At 59.9% G+C, this 18,306-nt stretch carries 17 protein-coding genes; 8 read left to right on the forward strand and 9 right to left on the reverse strand.

The features are described from left to right. Together ACKVY0_RS05305 and ACKVY0_RS05310 are read right to left on the reverse strand one after the other, a co-directional pair. Positions 1-348: a hypothetical protein gene (locus tag ACKVY0_RS05305; RefSeq protein ID WP_409213749.1), complete on the reverse strand. Its 348-nt coding sequence runs from the start codon at positions 346-348 to the stop codon at positions 1-3. Continuing rightward, positions 348-1,028 (reverse strand): hypothetical protein, encoded by a 681-nt coding sequence (locus ACKVY0_RS05310; RefSeq protein WP_409213750.1) that lies wholly within the window; start codon positions 1,026-1,028, stop codon positions 348-350. Before ACKVY0_RS05310 ends, ACKVY0_RS05305 begins: the two co-directional genes overlap by 1 nt. Positions 1,029-1,737: 709 nt before the next feature. Here ACKVY0_RS05310 and ACKVY0_RS05315 point away from each other — a divergent pair. The 6 genes from ACKVY0_RS05315 to ACKVY0_RS05340 all read left to right on the forward strand — a co-directional run bounded on the left by ACKVY0_RS05315 (position 1,738) and on the right by ACKVY0_RS05340 (position 8,751). Then, entirely contained in the window at positions 1,738-2,955 is a 1,218-nt protein-coding gene (locus ACKVY0_RS05315) for an exonuclease SbcCD subunit D C-terminal domain-containing protein (protein ID WP_409213751.1), read from the forward strand. A gap of 29 nt (positions 2,956-2,984) precedes the next feature. After that, complete coding sequence (locus tag ACKVY0_RS05320) at positions 2,985-3,398, forward strand: hypothetical protein (RefSeq protein WP_409213752.1); 414 nt, start codon at positions 2,985-2,987, stop codon at positions 3,396-3,398. Between the two features lie 35 nt (positions 3,399-3,433). Further along, positions 3,434-3,568, forward strand: a complete 135-nt coding sequence (locus ACKVY0_RS05325; RefSeq protein ID WP_409213753.1) for a hypothetical protein — start codon at positions 3,434-3,436, stop codon at positions 3,566-3,568. Between the two features lie 198 nt (positions 3,569-3,766). Further along, a complete protein-coding gene (locus ACKVY0_RS05330) occupies positions 3,767-4,777 on the forward strand; it encodes a hypothetical protein (RefSeq protein WP_409213754.1) in 1,011 nt (336 codons plus the stop codon). After that, the gene (locus tag ACKVY0_RS05335) at positions 4,764-5,486 is read left to right on the forward strand and encodes a hypothetical protein (RefSeq protein ID WP_409213755.1); all 723 of its coding nucleotides are present in this window, start codon (positions 4,764-4,766) and stop codon (positions 5,484-5,486) included. Before ACKVY0_RS05330 ends, ACKVY0_RS05335 begins: the two co-directional genes overlap by 14 nt. A gap of 457 nt (positions 5,487-5,943) precedes the next feature. Further along, the gene (locus tag ACKVY0_RS05340) at positions 5,944-8,751 is read left to right on the forward strand and encodes an AAA family ATPase (RefSeq protein WP_409213756.1); all 2,808 of its coding nucleotides are present in this window, start codon (positions 5,944-5,946) and stop codon (positions 8,749-8,751) included. Between the two features lie 141 nt (positions 8,752-8,892). Here ACKVY0_RS05340 and ACKVY0_RS05345 read toward each other — a convergent pair whose 3' ends face one another. The 6 genes from ACKVY0_RS05345 to ACKVY0_RS05370 form a co-directional block, all read right to left on the reverse strand. Further along, entirely contained in the window at positions 8,893-10,599 is a 1,707-nt protein-coding gene (locus tag ACKVY0_RS05345; protein ID WP_409213757.1) for an amidohydrolase, read from the reverse strand. Between the two features lie 122 nt (positions 10,600-10,721). Next, entirely contained in the window at positions 10,722-11,135 is a 414-nt protein-coding gene (locus ACKVY0_RS05350; RefSeq protein WP_409213758.1) for a hypothetical protein, read from the reverse strand. A gap of 553 nt (positions 11,136-11,688) precedes the next feature. Next, a complete protein-coding gene (locus ACKVY0_RS05355; protein ID WP_409213759.1) occupies positions 11,689-12,231 on the reverse strand; it encodes a PH domain-containing protein in 543 nt (180 codons plus the stop codon). 39 nt (positions 12,232-12,270) lie between these two features. Then, positions 12,271-13,236 (reverse strand): sugar phosphate isomerase/epimerase family protein, encoded by a 966-nt coding sequence (locus ACKVY0_RS05360; protein ID WP_409213760.1) that lies wholly within the window; start codon positions 13,234-13,236, stop codon positions 12,271-12,273. Positions 13,237-13,315: 79 nt separating this feature from the next. Next, positions 13,316-14,605, reverse strand: coding sequence for an ATP-dependent Clp protease ATP-binding subunit ClpX (clpX, locus tag ACKVY0_RS05365; protein ID WP_409213761.1), 1,290 nt, complete (start codon positions 14,603-14,605; stop codon positions 13,316-13,318). Between the two features lie 45 nt (positions 14,606-14,650). Beyond that, on the reverse strand, positions 14,651-15,319 hold the full coding sequence (locus ACKVY0_RS05370) for a hypothetical protein (protein ID WP_409213762.1): 669 nt from the start codon (positions 15,317-15,319) through the stop codon (positions 14,651-14,653). A gap of 9 nt (positions 15,320-15,328) precedes the next feature. Between ACKVY0_RS05370 and ACKVY0_RS05375 the strand changes: the two genes are divergently transcribed. Next, positions 15,329-15,754, forward strand: a complete 426-nt coding sequence (locus tag ACKVY0_RS05375; protein ID WP_409213763.1) for a type II secretion system protein — start codon at positions 15,329-15,331, stop codon at positions 15,752-15,754. Between the two features lie 101 nt (positions 15,755-15,855). Here ACKVY0_RS05375 and ACKVY0_RS05380 read toward each other — a convergent pair whose 3' ends face one another. Further along, positions 15,856-16,620: a hypothetical protein gene (locus tag ACKVY0_RS05380; RefSeq protein ID WP_409213764.1), complete on the reverse strand. Its 765-nt coding sequence runs from the start codon at positions 16,618-16,620 to the stop codon at positions 15,856-15,858. 164 nt (positions 16,621-16,784) lie between these two features. On the opposite strand from ACKVY0_RS05380, the gene ACKVY0_RS05385 reads away from it, so the two are divergent. Further along, complete coding sequence (locus tag ACKVY0_RS05385; RefSeq protein ID WP_409213765.1) at positions 16,785-18,260, forward strand: OmpA family protein; 1,476 nt, start codon at positions 16,785-16,787, stop codon at positions 18,258-18,260. Positions 18,261-18,306: the final 46 nt, after the last annotated feature.

An 18,306-nucleotide genomic window follows, 5' to 3' on the forward strand; every position in this document is an offset into this window, starting at 1 on the left:
TCATGGCAAAGGCGGCTCGATGAGGGCGGGCAGACGTGGATTGATCTGGCTCCAAAACAGCGGTGTTAGCTTTTTATCGAGATCACTTTCGTCTTGGCAGGTCCAAGAGCCATCGGTGAGCATGGTCGCTGCTTTCTTAAACCAGCTCAGCAGCTCGGAACTGAGATTCAATGACACTGTGAACTCGTCATCGCCGATCATGGAAGCTGCTGGGCCACAGCGGTCCCGGCGTGCCTGGTAGTCGTCCCAAACCATCAGGCCAGAGGGCATGATACGGACCAGAAACTCTCGCTCGCCAAATGATAGGCTGTAGCTGAACAAGACCTCGGGATGTTCGGAATTGGGCATCAGGGTTTTTTGCGGCGTTTGGTTTCCAACAGTTGGATCAACTCGCCACTGAGTTTCATCACCCGCCCAAAATCACGCAGCAGGGTCTCCACCTGCTCAGCTGTGGCACGCTGGGGCCACTTATTGTCCATCATGTCGCTCCACCATGCACAAAGCCTGTTGATGTATGGAATATGATTGTTTCTGCCACGATCCGCAGGATCGGCCACCATCTCATCAGGGGTGAGCACGCGCCCGGCGATGATGCTCTTGCGCAAACGCATCGTGCTGATGGCTCGCTGGTTCTTTTTGGGTGCCGCCAGCGCCAGCCAACGGCGCTGTTCGCCGGCATCGAGCTTGGCGACCACCTTGTGATGTTCCCACGCCAGGGCTTCACTGCGTCGGTTCCTGGCCACCCGCCGCGCAACGTAAGCGTAATTTTGCAGGGTGGCCCTGTCCAGACCTGTGGCTTGGATAGCTGCGTCATAGGCTTCGGTAGCTACCCGTCTAGCGATCGGACCTTTGCGGAAGGTGGCATCGCCATAGACGAGCCAGTCACCGATCACAAAAGCAATGCCGCGTGCGGCATTCCCCAAGGAAGGGGCGACTTGGCTCCATTCCTCAAAGGTTAGAGGCGCGAGGACATCCAGACCCGTGGGAGAGATTTGGATCTTGGAATGGCTGGGCAGGGCGAGACTCATGCAGGAACTGGATCACGAAACCATGACAGTGACCGCCGGACAAGCTCATCGGCGAACAAAATCAGGCAGCACCAGTCTGGTCTGTAACAGGGCCGCAATCTTCATTGCCACGGAACCAGAAACCGCTTTCCGGCCCAGTGCGCTCCGGGCAGGTAGTGGAGGGCTTGAAGCGGACGAGGTGACCCAACTTGCGAAAAGGAAGGCCCTGTCGTTCCCGCAAGGTGATGACGTGCCTGCATGACAAAACATGACAACTCAAGCTCATCACCTTGCGAAACCATGCGCATGCACCCGCGATTCCCTTTGCAGACAACGAAGGAAACACGCAGGTTTACGCATGGATCAGAAACCCAAGCAAGGCCAACGGGCTTGCGTCATGCAGCCCAGGGTTCGCAGAACCCTGGGTTCACGATCCAACGAAAAACCTCCCCAAGGACGAACCCCATCGGGGTTCCGTCCATCGTCGCCGAAGCAGGACGGAACCGCGTTGCGGTTCGCTCTTGAACAACGAGGTCGTTATCGTCGCGGACCCAGGGTAGCGCTTCGCGCAACCCTGGGCTGCATGACGGAAGGCCCTTGGCCTTCAATTCATTTCATTCCATCCACGACTCCATTTCTGTCCATCCCTCCATCCCTCCATCACTCCAAAACTCCACCACTCCCTCTCACTTCCCGCTTCTCACCTCGCACTCCCCCGCTAAAAGAACCCATGCGCCTCCTCCACACCGCCGACTGGCATCTCGGTGCCCGCCTCATCGAGCGGGACCGCTTCGCTGAGCACGCCGCGTTTCTCGACTGGCTCATTGAAACGCTCCGCAGCGAGAAAATCGACGCCCTGCTGCTCAGCGGCGATGTCTTCGATGCCGCCAACCCGCCGCAGGAGGCCGTCGCCCTCTACTTCGACTTCCTCAAGCGTCTCGCCGACCTCAAAACCGTGAAAGCCGTCATCACCGGCGGCAACCACGACTCTGCCTCGCATCTCAATGCCCCGCGCGAACTGCTGCGCCGCTTCGAGGTGCATGTCTTCGGCCACGCCGGTGACAACATCGTCGATCTCGGCGATGCCGTCATCGCCGCAGTGCCCTTCCTGCGTGAACGCGACCTCCGCCAGGCCGCCGCCGGTGAAACGACCACCACCGTACACGAGCAAGTTCGCGCCGCCATCCGCGCCCACTACACCGCGCAGCTCGCCGCATGTCGCGACATCGCGAAGGGCCGCCCCGTCATCGCCATGGGCCACCTCACCGTCCTCGGCGCCACCACCAGCGACAGCGAACGCGACATCCACATCGGCAATCTCGGCTCCGTCGGCGCGGACATCTTCGCCGGCTTTGACTACACCGCCCTAGGCCACCTGCACCGCCCGCAACGCGTCGCCGGGCAGGAAACCATCCGCTACAGCGGTTCCCCCATCCCCCTCAGCTTCTCCGAGGCCGCCGACGCGAAGTCTGTCGTCATCATCGAGATTTCAAGCCCTCACACCGCAGAGGTGGGAACGCCGCAGAGTTCAGAATCTAAAAACTCATCTCTGCGGCGTTCCAATCTCTGCGGTGTGAAACTTCTGCCCATCCCCAGCACTCGCGCTCTCATCCGCGTCACCGTCGATCGCGCCACCCTCGCCGCCGATCTCGCCAACGTGCCCGCCGGAGCCTGGGCCGAAGTCACTGTGAAGCTCGACGCCCCCGAGCCCGACCTCGACCGCCAGGTCCGCGAAGCCGCCGCTGGCCGCTTCGAAACACTCAAAGTCCTCGCCGATCTCCCCGCCACCGCCCTCACCCCCTGGCAACCCACCGGCCCCGCCCTCAGCGAACTCCAGCCCCGCGAAGTCTTCCGCGAACTGCTCAAGGAAAAGCAGATCGAAGGCGAGGAACTCAGCGCCGTGTTTGATGAACTGCTGGCGATCCGGGAGGCGAAGGTGACAACCTAATGGCAGACTTGCTTTATATGAGGAACTTGATGTCGAAATTACTTTGCGCAGCTCTATTAGTCGTTCTCGCTTCCTGCGACGACGCCCTGAATTCAAAACCTGCCAACAGCGAACTACTTGGCCTTTGGACGTGCAAGCAACTGCCTGCGAAGTTTCTCAAAAACATCGGCAGTCCTGCTTCGGTGGTGAGTTCCATTCAGTTGAATGGGGACGGATCATTCACCGCCCAATCAATTGCTAAAAGGTCGCCTGATCGCCTGACCGATCTGCAAGGAAAATGGTCGATTGTGGACCCTTCTATGACGCCGAGCGGCAAATGGTCGGTCGAAATCGACGGCTATTTCTTCCGGCTGGCACGCAAAGGGGGAAAATTGGTTCTCGAACAGAGCATTGACGTCCTTAAAGGCTATGAGGCCGAGTTTGAGCGAAAAACCTCCCGTTGACTGCACTTCATCCTGTCAGACCTCTTTATTCCCCCATGCGCCTCCTCGCCGTCCGACTCCAGAATCTCAACTCGCTCAGCGGCGAGCATGTCGTGCGGTTTGATGCGGCCCCATTGAGCGCGGCGAGGGTGTTTTTGATCACGGGGCCGACGGGCGCTTGGAGCCGTTGATAAAGGCCTTGGCAAGGCGCTTCGGAACCGTCTATATCCTGTTTTGCCATGTCATCTCGCGATCCGTTTCCTACCATTGCCAAGCTGGCCTCCGAGTGCGGGGAGTCCTGGCCCAGGTTTCAGCAGGCGGCGAATCTGACCCGACAGGCCGAGGCCGCCTTGATTCAGGCGCTTCAAGCTGAGGCAGACGGCGGCCGATTGCTCGACTGGGACTCCAGTCTGGTCTTGTGCGGGTCGTTTGCGCGCTACGAGATGGTCCCAGGCAGCGACTGCGACTGGACGCTGTTGATCAACGGTGTGGTGAGCAACCAGCATGCCCGCACCGCACGGTCAATTGAAAGGGCGATCCAGAACGCTTCCAACAAAGGACTCAAGTCTCCGGGATCGAGCGGCACATTTGGCAACATGTGCTTTTCTCATGAACTCGTGCATCGAATCGGCGGCGCGGCCGATTCGAACGCGAACCTGACACGCCGTATTCTCATGCTGCTGGAGTCCAGGCCTGTGACCCTTCCATCGGGAGATTCATCGCAGGATGTCTGGAATGCCGTGGTGCGCAGCATTCTGGAACGCTATTTCGAAGAGGACGCTCACTTCTCCGCCTCAAGCGCTCGCAAAGTGCCACGGTTTCTCCTCAACGATCTCACCCGCTATTGGCGGACGATTGGCGTGGACTACGCTGCGAAGTATTTGGAGCAAGACGGCAACAAATGGGCGATTCGCAATGCCAAGCTTCGTCTGAGTCGGAAACTGCTTTTCGCGGCTGGGATGGCCTTTTGCTTCGCTTGTCAGTTGAGGCCGCCAATACATCTGGAGGCTGGTCATGATTACCTGTTCGGTGAGTTTGCTCATGTGGATGAAGACACCACTGCGCCGTTCATCGCCGCCGCCGTGGCTTTCGCTGGCACTCCGCCGTTGGAGTTTCTCGCCGCGTTTGTGGACACCTTTGTGACGGATGCAGAGAAACGACGCACCGTCAGCAGGCGTGTGTTTGGTGCCTATGATCAGTGGCTAGCCTTGCTCGCGGACGAGAAGTCCAGAGAGGTGCTGGAGAACCTCAGCCAAGAGCAGGCCAAACAGGAGCCTGTTTTTCAACGAGTCCGGGAAATCAGCGCCGAGTTTTCTGCTGGTCTAAAGCTTCTCTTCTTTAACCGCGATCAAGACACTGATGAGATCGCCAACCTCAGCCTTGAATATGTCGCCTTTTAACGGACACACCTCTCACATCGGTTTTTCCACCGGAGCATTGGAGCGCGGCAACTATCGTGACGCCGTCCGCTGGATGGTGGGAAATAACATTCATAGCATGGAGCTGTCCGCCTTGAGATTTGACGAACTGGAGCCGCTCGTGTCGAGCCTCGGTGACCTGCCGCTGGATAAATTTGATTATGTTTCTTTCCACGCACCGAGTTCGTTCAGTCCAGACAGAGAGGAGCAGGTGATCGACCTGTTGCAGCCGGTTTACCGTCGCGGTTGGAATATCGTGGTGCATCCCGATGTTATCTACACCCCTGCGCGATGGCTGCGTTTTGGCGAGCAACTCCTCATCGAGAACATGGATCGACGTAAACCCATCGGCAGGACATCCACCGAGCTGACGGATCTCTTTAGCCGCCTGCCGAAGGCCCGCTTGTGCTTGGATGTCGCCCACGCCAGACAGATGGATACGACACTGACCTTGCTTTGGGACATCATCCGGCGCTTTGCGGATCGCGTTGCAGAGATTCACATCAGCGAGCTGGACTCCAGATGCCGTCATCAGCCCATGTCGCGTGGAGCTGTGATGGACTACAAGAAGGTCATGGCCCGTGCAGGCTGGCTGGCCCCGGTCATTGTGGAGTCCATGCTGGATCGCGATAGGTCTGAACTTCGGCAGAACGAATTGCTTCTGGCGAAAGAGGCGATGTCATCTGGATGAGTTGTGTGTTCAAGGATTCCCATCATGAGTGGAACCCGATCCGGCCATAATCCGGCCATATCCGGCCAGCGTGATTTTCCGCTGCTGACCCCATGCGCCTCCTCGCCCTCCGACTCCAGAACCTCAACTCGCTCAGCGGAGAGCATGGGGTGCGGGTTAAAATCTTCCCATCTCTGTGGTGTAAAAAATCAACGGTGAGGAAACACCGCAGAGCACCGGAACCCAAGGCGGCTTGAGGGTGGAACGGAGAGTAACTTTTTGCCCGAAACCGGGTCGGAAGAACATGCATGGCCTTGATTTTGGCAGGCGAGTGGTTGGGCGGAGGAGTTGTTCTGGTCCATTCCTCTGCCCAACCATTCCCCTGCCATTCTCAGGAAGTTATTCGGAGATTGGATGAGCGCAGAGATCAGAATCTGATTATCCAAACCGACTTGAGTGGCATAGTTTGATTCCCCTCATGCGCCTCCTCGCCGTCCGACTCCAGAATCTCAACTCGCTCAGCGGGACGCATGAGGTGCGGTTTGATGTGGCGCCGTTGAGCGCGGCGGGCGTGTTTTTGATCACGGGGCCGACGGGCGCGGGGAAATCGACCTTGCTGGATGCGATGACGCTGGCGCTGTATGGCCGCGCGGCGCGTTACGGGAACGAAAAGGCGGATGAGATGATGAGCCGGCACACGGCGGAGTGTTTTGCCGAGGTGGACTTCGAGACGGGCGGGCGTCGCTTCCGCGCGACGTGGCGGCTGGGGAAGACGAAGACGGGCAACTTGCGGCCCGTGCAGCGCACGCTGGCCGATGCCACGACGCTCGAAATCCTCGCCGACAAGGGGCGCGAGGTCGATCCGCTGATCGAATCGCTCACTGGACTGGATTACAACCGCTTCATGCGCTCCGTGCTGCTCGCGCAGGGCCAGTTCGCAGCGTTTTTGAAGGCGAAGCCAAACGAGCGGGCTGAGCTGCTCGAAAAAATCACCGGCACCGAGATCTACAGCGATCTCTCTGTGCTCGCCTACGAGACGCACAAGGCGAAGGACGAGGCGGTGATGCGCCTCAAAGCCAGTCTCGGCGCGGTGACGGTGCTCGATGACGAAGCCCGCACGAAACTCGAAACCGACCTCGCCGAGGCCCGCACGACCGCCGAACGCCTCAACACCGACAACCAGGCCGCGACGAAGCACTGGCACGACCAACGCGAACACGCGTCCATCGTCGCCGAACTCACGAAGCTCGCCGAATCCGGTCGCGTGCTGCAAACCTCGCAGGCGGAGGCCGCAGCGGAGGTTGCCAAGGCCAAAACCCTCGCCGATGACGCGAAGCAGCAGCGCACGAAACGCGAACCGGTGTGGGAACAGGCCGCCGGCCTGGCGGCGCAGAGTGATCAACTTGAAAAGCAGCTCGGCGAAAGTCGTGCGACCTATCAAACCTGGGCGAAGGAGCAGAAGGCCGCCGCGTCACGTCGCGAAGCCGCCGAGAAAGCGCTCGCTGTGCATCTGGATGCCGCACAGGCGCTCGAAGCTTGGCTCAAGCAAAACGCGGCAGATGCAGAACTCGCCGATCAACTGCCGAAACTGCGTGTAGCGGTGCGCGAATGGCGCACGGCTTTTGAAAAACTCGCTGAAGGCCGGAAGCGTCATGCAGAGGCGCAAACGCTGAACCAGAAGATCACCGAGGCGGAAGCGCAGGCGGCCGCTTTGACGAAAAAAGCCGCTGAAGGCACCGCGAAGACGAAAACGGATCGTGCCGAGCTGGAGCGGCTCACGAAAACTCTCGAAGCGCAGCGCGAGGTGACACGGCAGGCGGAGCTGGTGGCCGGTTTTGATGAGCACCGGCATGATTTGAAGGCGGGAGAGGCTTGTCCTCTCTGCGGAGCCACCGAGCATCCGTTCGCGACGAGCGGCGCGAGTTTTGAATCGCAGCTCCAGACCGCGCGGAAGCTGCTCACGACACTGGAGAAGCAGTGCGAGAAGGCAAATCGCGAACTGGCGACCTTGGAACGTGATCTGGCGAAGAACGAGGCTGAAGTGGCCGCCGAGCAGCAGCGCACCGCCGAGATGAGGAAGCGGGCGAGTGAGCTGAAGGCTCCGAGTGATGGAGTATTGGAGCAGTGGAGTGCGGATGAGGAGGAGAAGCGTGGTTCGCTGGTGGATCTTCCACGCTCTGGCGAGCGTGGCTACACTCCTATCGACGCGGAGCGTGAACTCGACGCGCTGGACAAGCGGGCGGGTGTCTTCGCCAAGAAGCAGCAGGAAGCCGCCCAAAAGTTGAGCGAGCGCCAGAAGCTCGCAGGCGACATCCAGCTCGCAAAGCAGGAGGAAGCCGCGAAGACGAAGCGGCTCGACGAACTGAAAGCCGAAGGTCTCACACTCAAATCGAAGTCCGATGCGCTGAAGCAATCACTCGCGGAACTGCTCGGCGGCCAATCACTCGCCGAAGATCGTAAGCAGCATGAAGCCCGCGTTTCTGCCGCCGAGAAATCCTGGCGTGATGCCGAAACAAAACTGAACACACTGCAAACGCAGCTCGCGGCGACGCAGGCGAAGCTGGAGCAGCTCGAAGTTCGCCGGGTGCCGTTTGAAGGGCAGGCGGTGCTCAGCGCGGAGGCTTTGAGCGAGCTGGAGACGAAGGCAAAGCGTCTGAACGATGAATTCGCGACGAAGCGCACCGAAGTGGGGTCGCTGGAACAGCAGGTGAAGAATGATGACGGAGCGCGGAAACGCCGCGAGGCCGGTGGAGCCGAGTTGCAGGCGGCAGAGATGGAATCGTTGCGCTGGGGACGCTTGAAAGAGCTGATTGGCTCCGCAGACGGCGCGAAGTTCTCGCGCTTCGCGCAATCGCTCACGCTGCGACAGCTCATCGGCCTGGCGAACGAGCATCTGAAGGTGCTGGCGGAGCGTTATCGCTTGATGGCCGCACCGGGCGATGAACTCGACCTGCGCATCGTCGATCTGTATCAGGCAAACGTGGACCGGCCGATGGAGAGTTTGTCTGGTGGTGAGAGCTTCCTGGCGAGTTTGGCGCTGGCGCTGGGTTTGAGTGAATTGGCGAGCCGCCATCATCCGATTGACTCGCTCTTCATTGATGAAGGCTTCGGCACGCTGGATACGGAGACGCTGGAGGTGGCGCTGAGTGCGCTGGAAAATCTGCGCTCACGCGGGAAGACGATTGGACTGATCTCGCACGTCGATCTGCTCAAAGAGCGGCTGACGACGCAGGTCCAAGTGATTCGCAAGCCGGGAGGAACGAGCGAGATCAAGGTGGTGGCGTGAGCATGTAGGATGGGTGTGGCTTTAGCCCGCCCGTCTCTCAGCGTTCACGATAACACTCATGCGTCCAAACCGTCGGGCGGTGCTGCGGCAACGACTTGGGGAGTGGCATCGCGTTTTGGCGCAGCACACACCCGACCTACGTCACTTCTTCTCAAACACCACTTTACCGCCCAGCCACGTCTTGAGCACCTGCGTCTGCACGAGGTCGTCGATGGGACAGGTGAGCGGATCGCGATCGACGAGGATCATGTCGGCGAGTTTGCCAGTTTCGAGGCTGCCGGTGTGCTGCTCGTTTTTGAGGAGGAAGGCGTTGTTGGTGGTGTAGAGGCGCAGGGCTTCTGCGCGGGTGAGGGCGTTTTCGAGGTGGACGTGGTTGTCGAGCTTGCGGGCTTTGCGGGTGATGGCGGTCCACATGCCGAGCCAGGGGTTGTAGGGATTGATGCTGCGGAAGGAGCCGATCTTCTGCATGTGGTCGCTGCCACCGCCGACGATGACTTTTTGGTCGAAGCAGGCGCGCAAGGGCTGGAAGCGGGTCATGCGCTCGTCGCCGAAGTGGTGGGTGAGCGTGCGACCGTCCATGTGCAGCCAGATGGGCTGCAAGTCGATGCAGACGCCGAGTTTGGCGGCCTTGGCGATGGAGTCGGGGTGCATGAAGTTGCAATGCGTGACGCTGCTGCGCGCGGCGCGGACGCTGTGGCGCTGGTTCACGTCCTCGTAAGTGTCGATGAGGAGCTGCACGGCGGCATCGCCGACGCTGTGGGCGGTGAATTGCAGTCCGGCGGCGGTGACTTTTTCAACGAGCTGCTTCAAGCGGTCGGCGGTGATTTTCTGCACGCCGTGATACTGCGGATCGCTGATGCCGTAGGCTTCGCTGATGCCCCAGGGCTGGATCATCCACGCACTGCCGGTGAGCATGCCGCCGTCGAGATAGACCTTCGTGCCGATGATCTGCAGCATGGGATCAGGCTGCGTGCGCGGATGCTGCACGACTTCGTCGATGGCCTTTTCGCACGCGGGCCAGAGGCTCATGCTCGCGATGCCAGGCGAGACGCGCATGCGCACGGTGAGATCACCTTTCGCGAGCATCTTCTCGTAATTCTCGACACTCTTGAGGCTGGAATCGCGATCCGCGACGGTGGTGAGGCCGACGGCGTTGTAATCGCGGAAAAGCTCGACAGTGCGGCGATACGTATCCTCGGCGGTGGGTGATTTGGCGGAGGTGGGCGCTTTGACGTTGTGACTGAGGCTGCGCAGCAGACCGGTGGGTTCGCCGGTGGCAGAATCGACCTCCATCTTGCCCGCGCTGCCTTCCGGCACTTTGAAATCGCGGCTATAACCACCGAGTTTGAGCGCGAGGCTGTTGAGCATCGAGTCCGGGCCGGTGGAGAAGACGATGGGGTTGTTTGGCGCGATGCGATCGAGTTCAGCGCGGGTGGGATAGCGTTTCTCTTCGAGCCGCGTGATGAAAATCTGGCGCACGCTGATGAGTTCACCAGGCTTCGAGGCCTTCACACGAGCCGCGATGTAAACGAGCACATCGGCGATGGTTTCCATCGTCGGAATCTCATGATCGAACTCGGTCATCGCAGCGCCGGGATGGACATGCGAGTCCATGAGGCCTGGAAGCAGCGTCTTGCCAGCAAGATCGAGAAGCTGGGTGGAATCGGCCTTCAGCGCGAGAACTTCGTCGTTCGTGCCCACGGCAGCGATGCGGCCATCCGAGTCGATGGCAATGGCTTCGACGATGCGGAAGGCTTGATCGACGGTGATGACCTTGCCGTGATGCAGGATGATCGACGGGGCAGATTGGAGGGAGGTTGCGAGGAGAAAGGCCAGGAGATGCTGCATGAGAGCCATACGGCATCTAAGGCAAAAAGATGGCAGGTAAAAACGACGCTGATCTGACTCAAACGCGATGATCCCCGGATGCACATCCGAGAGGTAGATGCCCAAAGACCTCTCGATGACTGTTATGAACGCCCAGATGACTTACCAAAGTAGAAGTAAGGGTAGCCTCCGGAGTTCTTTGTGATCGCCACGATAGCAGGTTCGGTGATTGTCACCGGGCAGTTCTTCTGCTTCACCGGAATGGTGATCGCCTGACGGCATTCGTCTTCATTCAAACGCCGCAGTGTAACCCCATGAAACATGCGCTCCGCGAAGGTGCGCGCTTCAACGAGCTTCGGAAACAAGGTAGGCAGGCCCGTGAGCACCATCAGGAAAGGCATGCCCTTCTTCTGGATGGACTGGAACACATCCAGCAGCAACGAGAGCGGATACTGATTCCGCTCCGCCTGATCGCCAAGATTCTGCGCCTCGTCATAGGCCAGCACGATGCCTTTGCAGGGAGTGGTGGCGAGGCAGCTCCACACCAGCTCGAGCACCGCTTTGAGCTTGTCCGCTGACAGTCTCGGTGTGCCGTCATAGACCCGCTTGAGCAGGTCGAAATCGAGGTGGACCTTGATTTTTTCAGGCTGCGCCCCGAATCCGAGCTTCTGCTTCTATACCTCCTGCACCACGACACCAATGGCGCAAGGTCGGCCAGGATGCGGATGGCGATGTTGTCCTCGCTCACACTGGCGGATTCGGACAGGTCCGTGCCTGCCCAAAGCCAGTCCGCCTGCATGGCGATGGGCTTGAATGTCTCCAGCAACACGGTTTTGCCTACACCACGCAGTCCGGTGAGCACCATGTTGGTCATCACGAGGCTCTGCGTCAGCAGTTTGGCAAACTCGGCCCTCTCGTCTTCACGACCAGCCAAGTAAGGCGGCGGATGCCCGGCACCGGGACGGAATGGGTTCTGGAAAACTGAGGCGCTCATGGTTTTAGGAGCATTCAACCACATGGCTACATTTATCTCAGCGACTAAATGTAGCCAAACAATGCAGTGAAGCTAAATCAACCCTGCGAGCGCTCTCGCAGCCGCCCCCCCTCGCCCTATTTCAGCGCACCTTCGTCCTGGCTGTCCACATCGAGCTGGCGGACGCGTTTGCGGTCGCGTTCGTTTTGGACGGCGGTGCGGAGTTTTTCGCGGACGACTTCGACACCGGGAATGGCGCGCATGGGGACGGTGGGGGTGGTGGCATCGGAGGTGACCATGGTGAGATTGCCGAGGCCGACGAGGCGCAGGAGCAGCGGTTGCTCAATGGCGTAGTCTTTGACGCGATAGAGTTCGAGTTCATCGACCCGCTTGTTCAAGATACCGCTGCGGATGCGCAGGCGCTGCGAGGTCAGCTCATAAAAGGTGCATTTGGTGACCCACCAGCGCACGAGCCACATGATGAGCGGAATGACCAGCGCCACATAACTGAGTGCACCGACTCCTGCGGTGGCTAGGCCGAACATGGTGGCGGCGAAGGCAATGCCGACGGCGAGCACGATGCAGAACAGATAATACCAGAAGTGAACCCACTGGGAGGTATGGCCGCTCCAGAGAACGGTTTCGGCAGAGGCTGGGACAGAGGAGTCGTCGTTGTTCATGAGTGTGGATGTTGGTGGTGATGCTGCGTGGTTGGAAAATCAGAGCATGGAGCAGAGTTCGTCGAGTGCCTGCTTGGTGCGCTTGATGCCTTCGATCTCGGGGTGCTTGTCGCCTTCGTATTCGATGCCGATGTAGCCCTTGTAACCGGCTTTGACGACAATGTCGATGAGGCGCTGGAAATCGAGGGTCATCTCGCGGCCTTCGCGGCGGTCTTCGGTGTAGAATTTGCCGGCGCCGGTGTCCCAATCGTAGGCCTTGGCGCTGACGGCCTGTTTGACCCACGGCATGAACTCGCGCAGGCCTTTGTAGGGGTTGTAGAGTTCGCCTTTGACGCGGTCGGTGTAAAAATTGCCAAAGTCTGGCAGGATGCCGACGCGGGCATGATCGGCGGCTTGCATGACGCCGGTGAGCCACAGACCGTTGCTGGAAAGACCACCGTGATTTTCGACGACCACAAACAGGCCGCGCTTGTCACCTTCAACGCACAAACGGTGCAGGCCGTCGGCAGCGAGTTTCATCTGCTCGTCCGCGCTGAGTTTCGGATCGCTGGCGGCGTTCACACGAATGCTATGGCAGCCGAGCGTGGCGGCGGCATCAAGCCATTTGAGGTGGTTCTCGATGGTCTTTGCCCGCTTCGCTTCATCGGGATCGCCAAGATTGCCCTCGCGGTCGCACATGATGAGCAGGCCCTTCACGCCTTCGCCGTCCTGGCGTTTTTTCATCTCGCCGAGGTAGGCGGCGTCCGCGGCCTTGTCGAAGAACATCTGGTTCACATACTCGACGCCGTCGATGCCGAGGCTGCGGGCGATTTTGGCAAAGTCGAGGTGCTCATGCGGCGCGGCGTTGCCTTTCTTGAACATGCCTTTGTTCAACGACCATTCGGCGAGCGAGATCTTGAACGGCGGCTCCTTGTCTGCGGCGATCACGTGGCGTGAACCCGCAGCAGCGATGGTGGCGGTGGCGAGTTGCAGAAAATGGCGGCGGGAGGAGGTGTGGGTGCTCATGGGCGTGACGGCGCGCATTATGGCGTGCGGTCACACGAAAGCTCCAGCAGAATTTTCGCCCCGGCTTTGTAACAATGGCCTACGCCGCCTTGCGCTCGACGCGCTTGCGCAGCATCGCGGCACGTTCGCCTTTAACGACGCCTTCGTTGATGGTGACACCGCGCACGTCCAGACGGCTGGGCACGTCATACATGACATCGAGCATGATGCGCTCAAAAATGCTGCGCAGGCCGCGTGCGCCGGTGCCGCGTGACACGGCCTCCTTGGACATGGCGAGCATGGCATCGCGGGTAATAGACAGTTCGACGCCGTCCATGTGCATGAGCTTGGCGTACTGCTTTGTGAGGGCGTTTTTCGGCTCGGTGAGCACGCGCATGAGTTCCTGCTCGGTGAGCGCCTCCAGGGAACAGATGACGGGCAGACGTCCGATGAATTCCGGGATCAGGCCAAATGACAGCAGATCTTCCGGCTCCACATCCGACCTAATTTTAGGCTCTGCCAGCTTCGCCGCGTGGGACGTAGCAAAGCCCATCGTTTTGCTGCCACGGCGGCGCTCCATGAGCTTGTCGAGGCCGACAAACGCCCCCCCGCAGATGAACAGGATGTTTTCCGTGTTCACCTGGATGTACTCCTGCTGCGGATGCTTGCGCCCGCCCTGCGGCGGCACGTTGCACACCGTGCCTTCAATAATTTTTAGCAGCGCCTGCTGCACGCCTTCGCCAGAGACATCCCGCGTGATGCTGACGTTTTCGGTCTTGCGGCCGATCTTGTCGATCTCATCGATGTACACGATGCCCATCTCGGCGCGTGAGACATCATAATCAGCGGCCTGCAACAGCCGCAGGATGATGTTTTCGACATCTTCGCCGACGTAACCCGCCTCCGTGAGCGTGGTGGCATCCGCGATGCTGAACGGCACATTCAGGATGCGTGCGAGCGTCTTGGCGAGCAGCGTCTTACCGCAGCCGGTGGGGCCGAGCAGCAGCACGTTGCTCTTTTCGATTTCAACATCATGCGCATCGGGCAGCGTGGCGGCAATCTTCTTCGGCGCGCCGCCGCTGCGTGCGGCCTGCTGCTGCGAGTGCAGGAGGCGCTTGTAGTGATTGTGGACGGCGACGCTCAGCACCTTTTTCGCCTGCGGCTGGCCGATCACATGCTGATCGAGCAGCGCAGCGATGTCCGCCGGCCGCGGCACCAGCAGCGACGGGCCGCCCTCTGAATCCTGCGAGGACTCCTTGTCGAGGATGTTTTTACAAACGTGGATGCAGTTGTCGCAAATGTACACGCCCGGCCCAGCGATGAGCTTTTTCACCTCCGCATGGCTTTTGCCGCAGAAGGAGCAGAGAGTGACGTTGGAACCGCGAGCCATGGTTGTTTTGGGGTGACTGATTGTCGCACGAAAGCGTGAGTGCCGTCAAGGCATCGCTTCAACAGAACGTAAAACGATCTGTCCTTGGTCATTCCGTCCATAACCGGCGTTGATTATTAATCCCGACGGAGCACGAGCGGTCAAAACTTGGTCCCGCATATCCCATTCATGACCGTTAACACGCTCCAGTTGATCCCAAGCGGTGATGCCAAGACCATGAATCACCGCACCGGGTGGCACTGGAGCAGAATCCATGAGCCATACCGGCGGCACGAGGGCTTTGAGCGCCACAAAGTGCTGCTGCCGCAGTTCATTGCGCCAAAACGAGCGCAGCGCAGGCAGATGCAGCAGCGCATGCTCCAACGGCGACGCGGCAAGTGATTCGCTGCCACCGGCAAGCCGGATCTGCTTCGGCATGACAGCGAACGTCAGCATCCATTCATCCGCAATGGCGGTCACCGGCACCACCGGCAGCCAACGCGCCAAAAACTCGCCCACTGCACCGGTGATGCGGCCTTTCGTGACACGCGTCTGCAACACCTCACGCGCAGCGGCCCAGCGCACGACACGATAGCCTGCGGACTCGACCGCTGCGCGCAGCGGGCGTGGCAAGGCTTCCAGCAGGGCATGGTTCATCATCTCGGCGGGTTTCCTAGCCGCAGAAGCAGCCGGATTCAAAACGAGAAATTGCACAGACGGGAGGAGCATGGACATTTTCAGTTCATGATACGCTTCTCACTTCATTCCAGCACACCATCCGTCACCTTCGACCGGAATGTGCGCGGCTTTTCGCTGCTGGAACTGCTGATCGTCGTCACCGTGATCGCCATCATGTGCGGACTGCTCATCACCAGTTACGGCGGCGGCCACCGCGAAGCGATGCAACGCATGGCCAACCAACGCAACGCCCAGGAAATCGTCTCGCTCGGCGTCTGTGCGACGATGGGCGGCGCCGACTTCGTGGTGAAAAATAACAAGCAAGCCACGGTGGAGAACCTCATCACCGGCACGGTGGGTCGGGATGGCATATGGAAGGGCAAGACCTTCCGCCTCGGCGGTCTTGATCCCCAGCGCCTGTCAGCCGCGCTGAACTTTGTGAAATTCGACGCCGGACTGCTGCTCTACGAACCTGCTGGCGGCCAGCTTTGATGGGGAAGTTGATGGTCTATGGTTGATAGATCAGAAGCCGGAAGATGTGAACACAGCACGCGCTCAGATATCTGGCTATCAACCATCAACTATGCCTCGGATTAATCCGCTTTGACCTCCAGAGTCAGCGTGGGGGGTAGCTTCATCTGTTCCCCGGCACTTTTTGCCGCCGCTTCGTCCGGAAAAACGACCACGATCTCGCGGATGCCGCTCTGGGCTTGATTCGTCGGTTCCTTCAAAATCCACTGCTGCACAAACTTCGCCACCGACTGGCGGCTGGCCTCACGCACGCTGCGGAGCTTGCTCGGCACCCCCGCGCGCGCCTCCAGAATCTTCGTCAGGCCCTTCTCCAGCGCCGCCAGATTTTCCGCCGCATTGAACCGCATCCAGCCCGCCGCCGATTTTTTCTCCATCGTCTCGGTGCGGATCGCCGGCGGCAGCGAGGGCCGGATCGCCGGTGCCACCACGATGCAGCGCCCGTCCTGAACCTCCAGCCGCCACTCGTCAGACAGCTTCAAATGGTAGCGATAGACCACCACGCTGCGGATTTCGGACTCCGTGGTGCCGAGGTAAACCACATCGAACAGCGTCTTCGAATCAAACTTCGTGATCGTCTCCTCGCTCTCCAGCGTTGCCAGTTCCAGCACGTCACCGTTTGTCGAGACGATGCGCTTCACATTCTCACGAAACACCTCGGTGATGGTCTGCTGCTGAAATTGCTCCGCCAGCCACTTCAGGCCGGAACCCAGCTTATAAAGCATCGTGCTGCTGGTGAGCCATACCACCAGAACCATGAGGGCCAGTATGACAAAACAGCCGAACCGACGACGCGGAGCTGGAATAAGGGCGGCATTGGGTTCGGACATGACTTGGCGAACATGCCCGGCCCACTGGCGCTGCCAAACACGAATCTGGTGAAAGTTGCTGCATGCGGCTCGTGTCGGGATTGGGGTGGCGATAATTTGCCTTGATTCATTACCTTCAGTAGTGGCATCTTTGCTGCTGTCATAAGACAGCCCCCCTCCCGGCCATGCAATCACCGCCCCGCTCCCTCCCTGCCCGCTTCGTCTGCGGCGGCAGTCTCGTACCCATTCTCATCGTCGTTGCCGCGCTTGCGCTCAGCACCGCCATCTTCTTTTTGTTCACCAAGAAAAAGATGCTGGCACAGCAGGACGCAGCAGCACCTGTGGTGGCTGAAGCCAAACCTGCCGCGCCAGACAAGAAACCCGCCAAGGACGCCCCATCAACCCCACCTGCGCCCGTCACACCGCCAAAACCAGCACCACCCGTGCCTGCGCCAGCCCCAGTGGCCTTCGGCTTCGCCCGTCCGCTAGATCTGGGCAAACAGCTCGTGCGCAGCCTCGCCACCGGTGATTTTGCCACCGCTGGCAAGCTCGCCGCCTCCGCCGATGCTGCGCAGTCGGACAGCGCCGCGAAGCTCTTTGAAAAACTGGCAGGCATGGGCTTCAAGCCCGGCACAGAAGATCAGGTAGAATTCCTCGGCCTCGTCGAAAATCGCACCCGCATCGCGGTTCCCTTCACCAAGCCCGGCACCAACGAAACGGTACGCATCCAACTCGATCTCGAACGTGACGAGCGCATGGGCTGGAAGATCGCCAAAGCCACGCTGCCCAAGGCCATGAGCAGCGCCATCGCGGCGTTGCCGGCCATGATCGTCCCCTCTGCCGCAGGCACACCGCCGCCCGCACCCGGCACGCTCGCGCCTGCCGCACCGATGAAGCAACTTTTCACCGTCGAAGACGGCACGGACGCGCTCGCCTTTGCCAGCGACTTCGTGCGCCTGCTTCTGAAGCATGATTTCGCCGCCGCCCGCGCCTTTGTGGATGACGCCAAAGTGCCGGTCGAACGCCTCGTCGGCCTCTGCATCGTGTTTGAAGAAGGCCAGTATGCGCTGAACACCAGCAAACCGCTCATCGTCACCATCGCCAATCCCGAGGTGTCGTGGGTCATTGCACAGGTGCAGTCGGAGACGCTTCAGCAGAACACCGAGTTCGGCGTCGAACTCAAGCGTGGCGACATCGCGCAGCCATGGAAAGTCGTCGGCCTGAATCTCTCCGACATCCTCGGCTCCTTCGCCAAAAACGCCTCCAAACTCGGCGTGCCTTACACCCCCATCGTGAAGAATCCAAAAGGCGGCGAATCGCTCGCACTCTACTTTGAATACGACCGCGCCGAGTTGCATCCGCGTGCCTTGAAGCAGCTTGAGGTCATCTCCGCGCTGATGCGGTCTGATCCCTCCAAAAAACTGCGCATCGCCGGCCACACCGACGAAAAAGGCCGCGATGACTACAATGTGGGCCTCTCGCACGACCGTGCCGAGGCCGTGAAAAAACAACTCGTCACCCTTGGAGTCCCCACCGACCAAGTGGTGACCACCGCCCTGGGCAAAGCACAGCCCCTCAGCCCGAATAAAAAATCCGACGGCACCGACGATCCTGAAGGCCGCAGCCACAACCGCCGCGCCGAAATCTATCTCGATTTCTAAGCCGCCCTCGCGTCTTGCGTCATCCTCGCGTCCGCCTAGTCTGGCG

The organism is Prosthecobacter sp. (assembly GCF_046154365.1).
Taxonomy (GTDB): Bacteria; Verrucomicrobiota; Verrucomicrobiia; order Verrucomicrobiales; family Verrucomicrobiaceae; genus Prosthecobacter.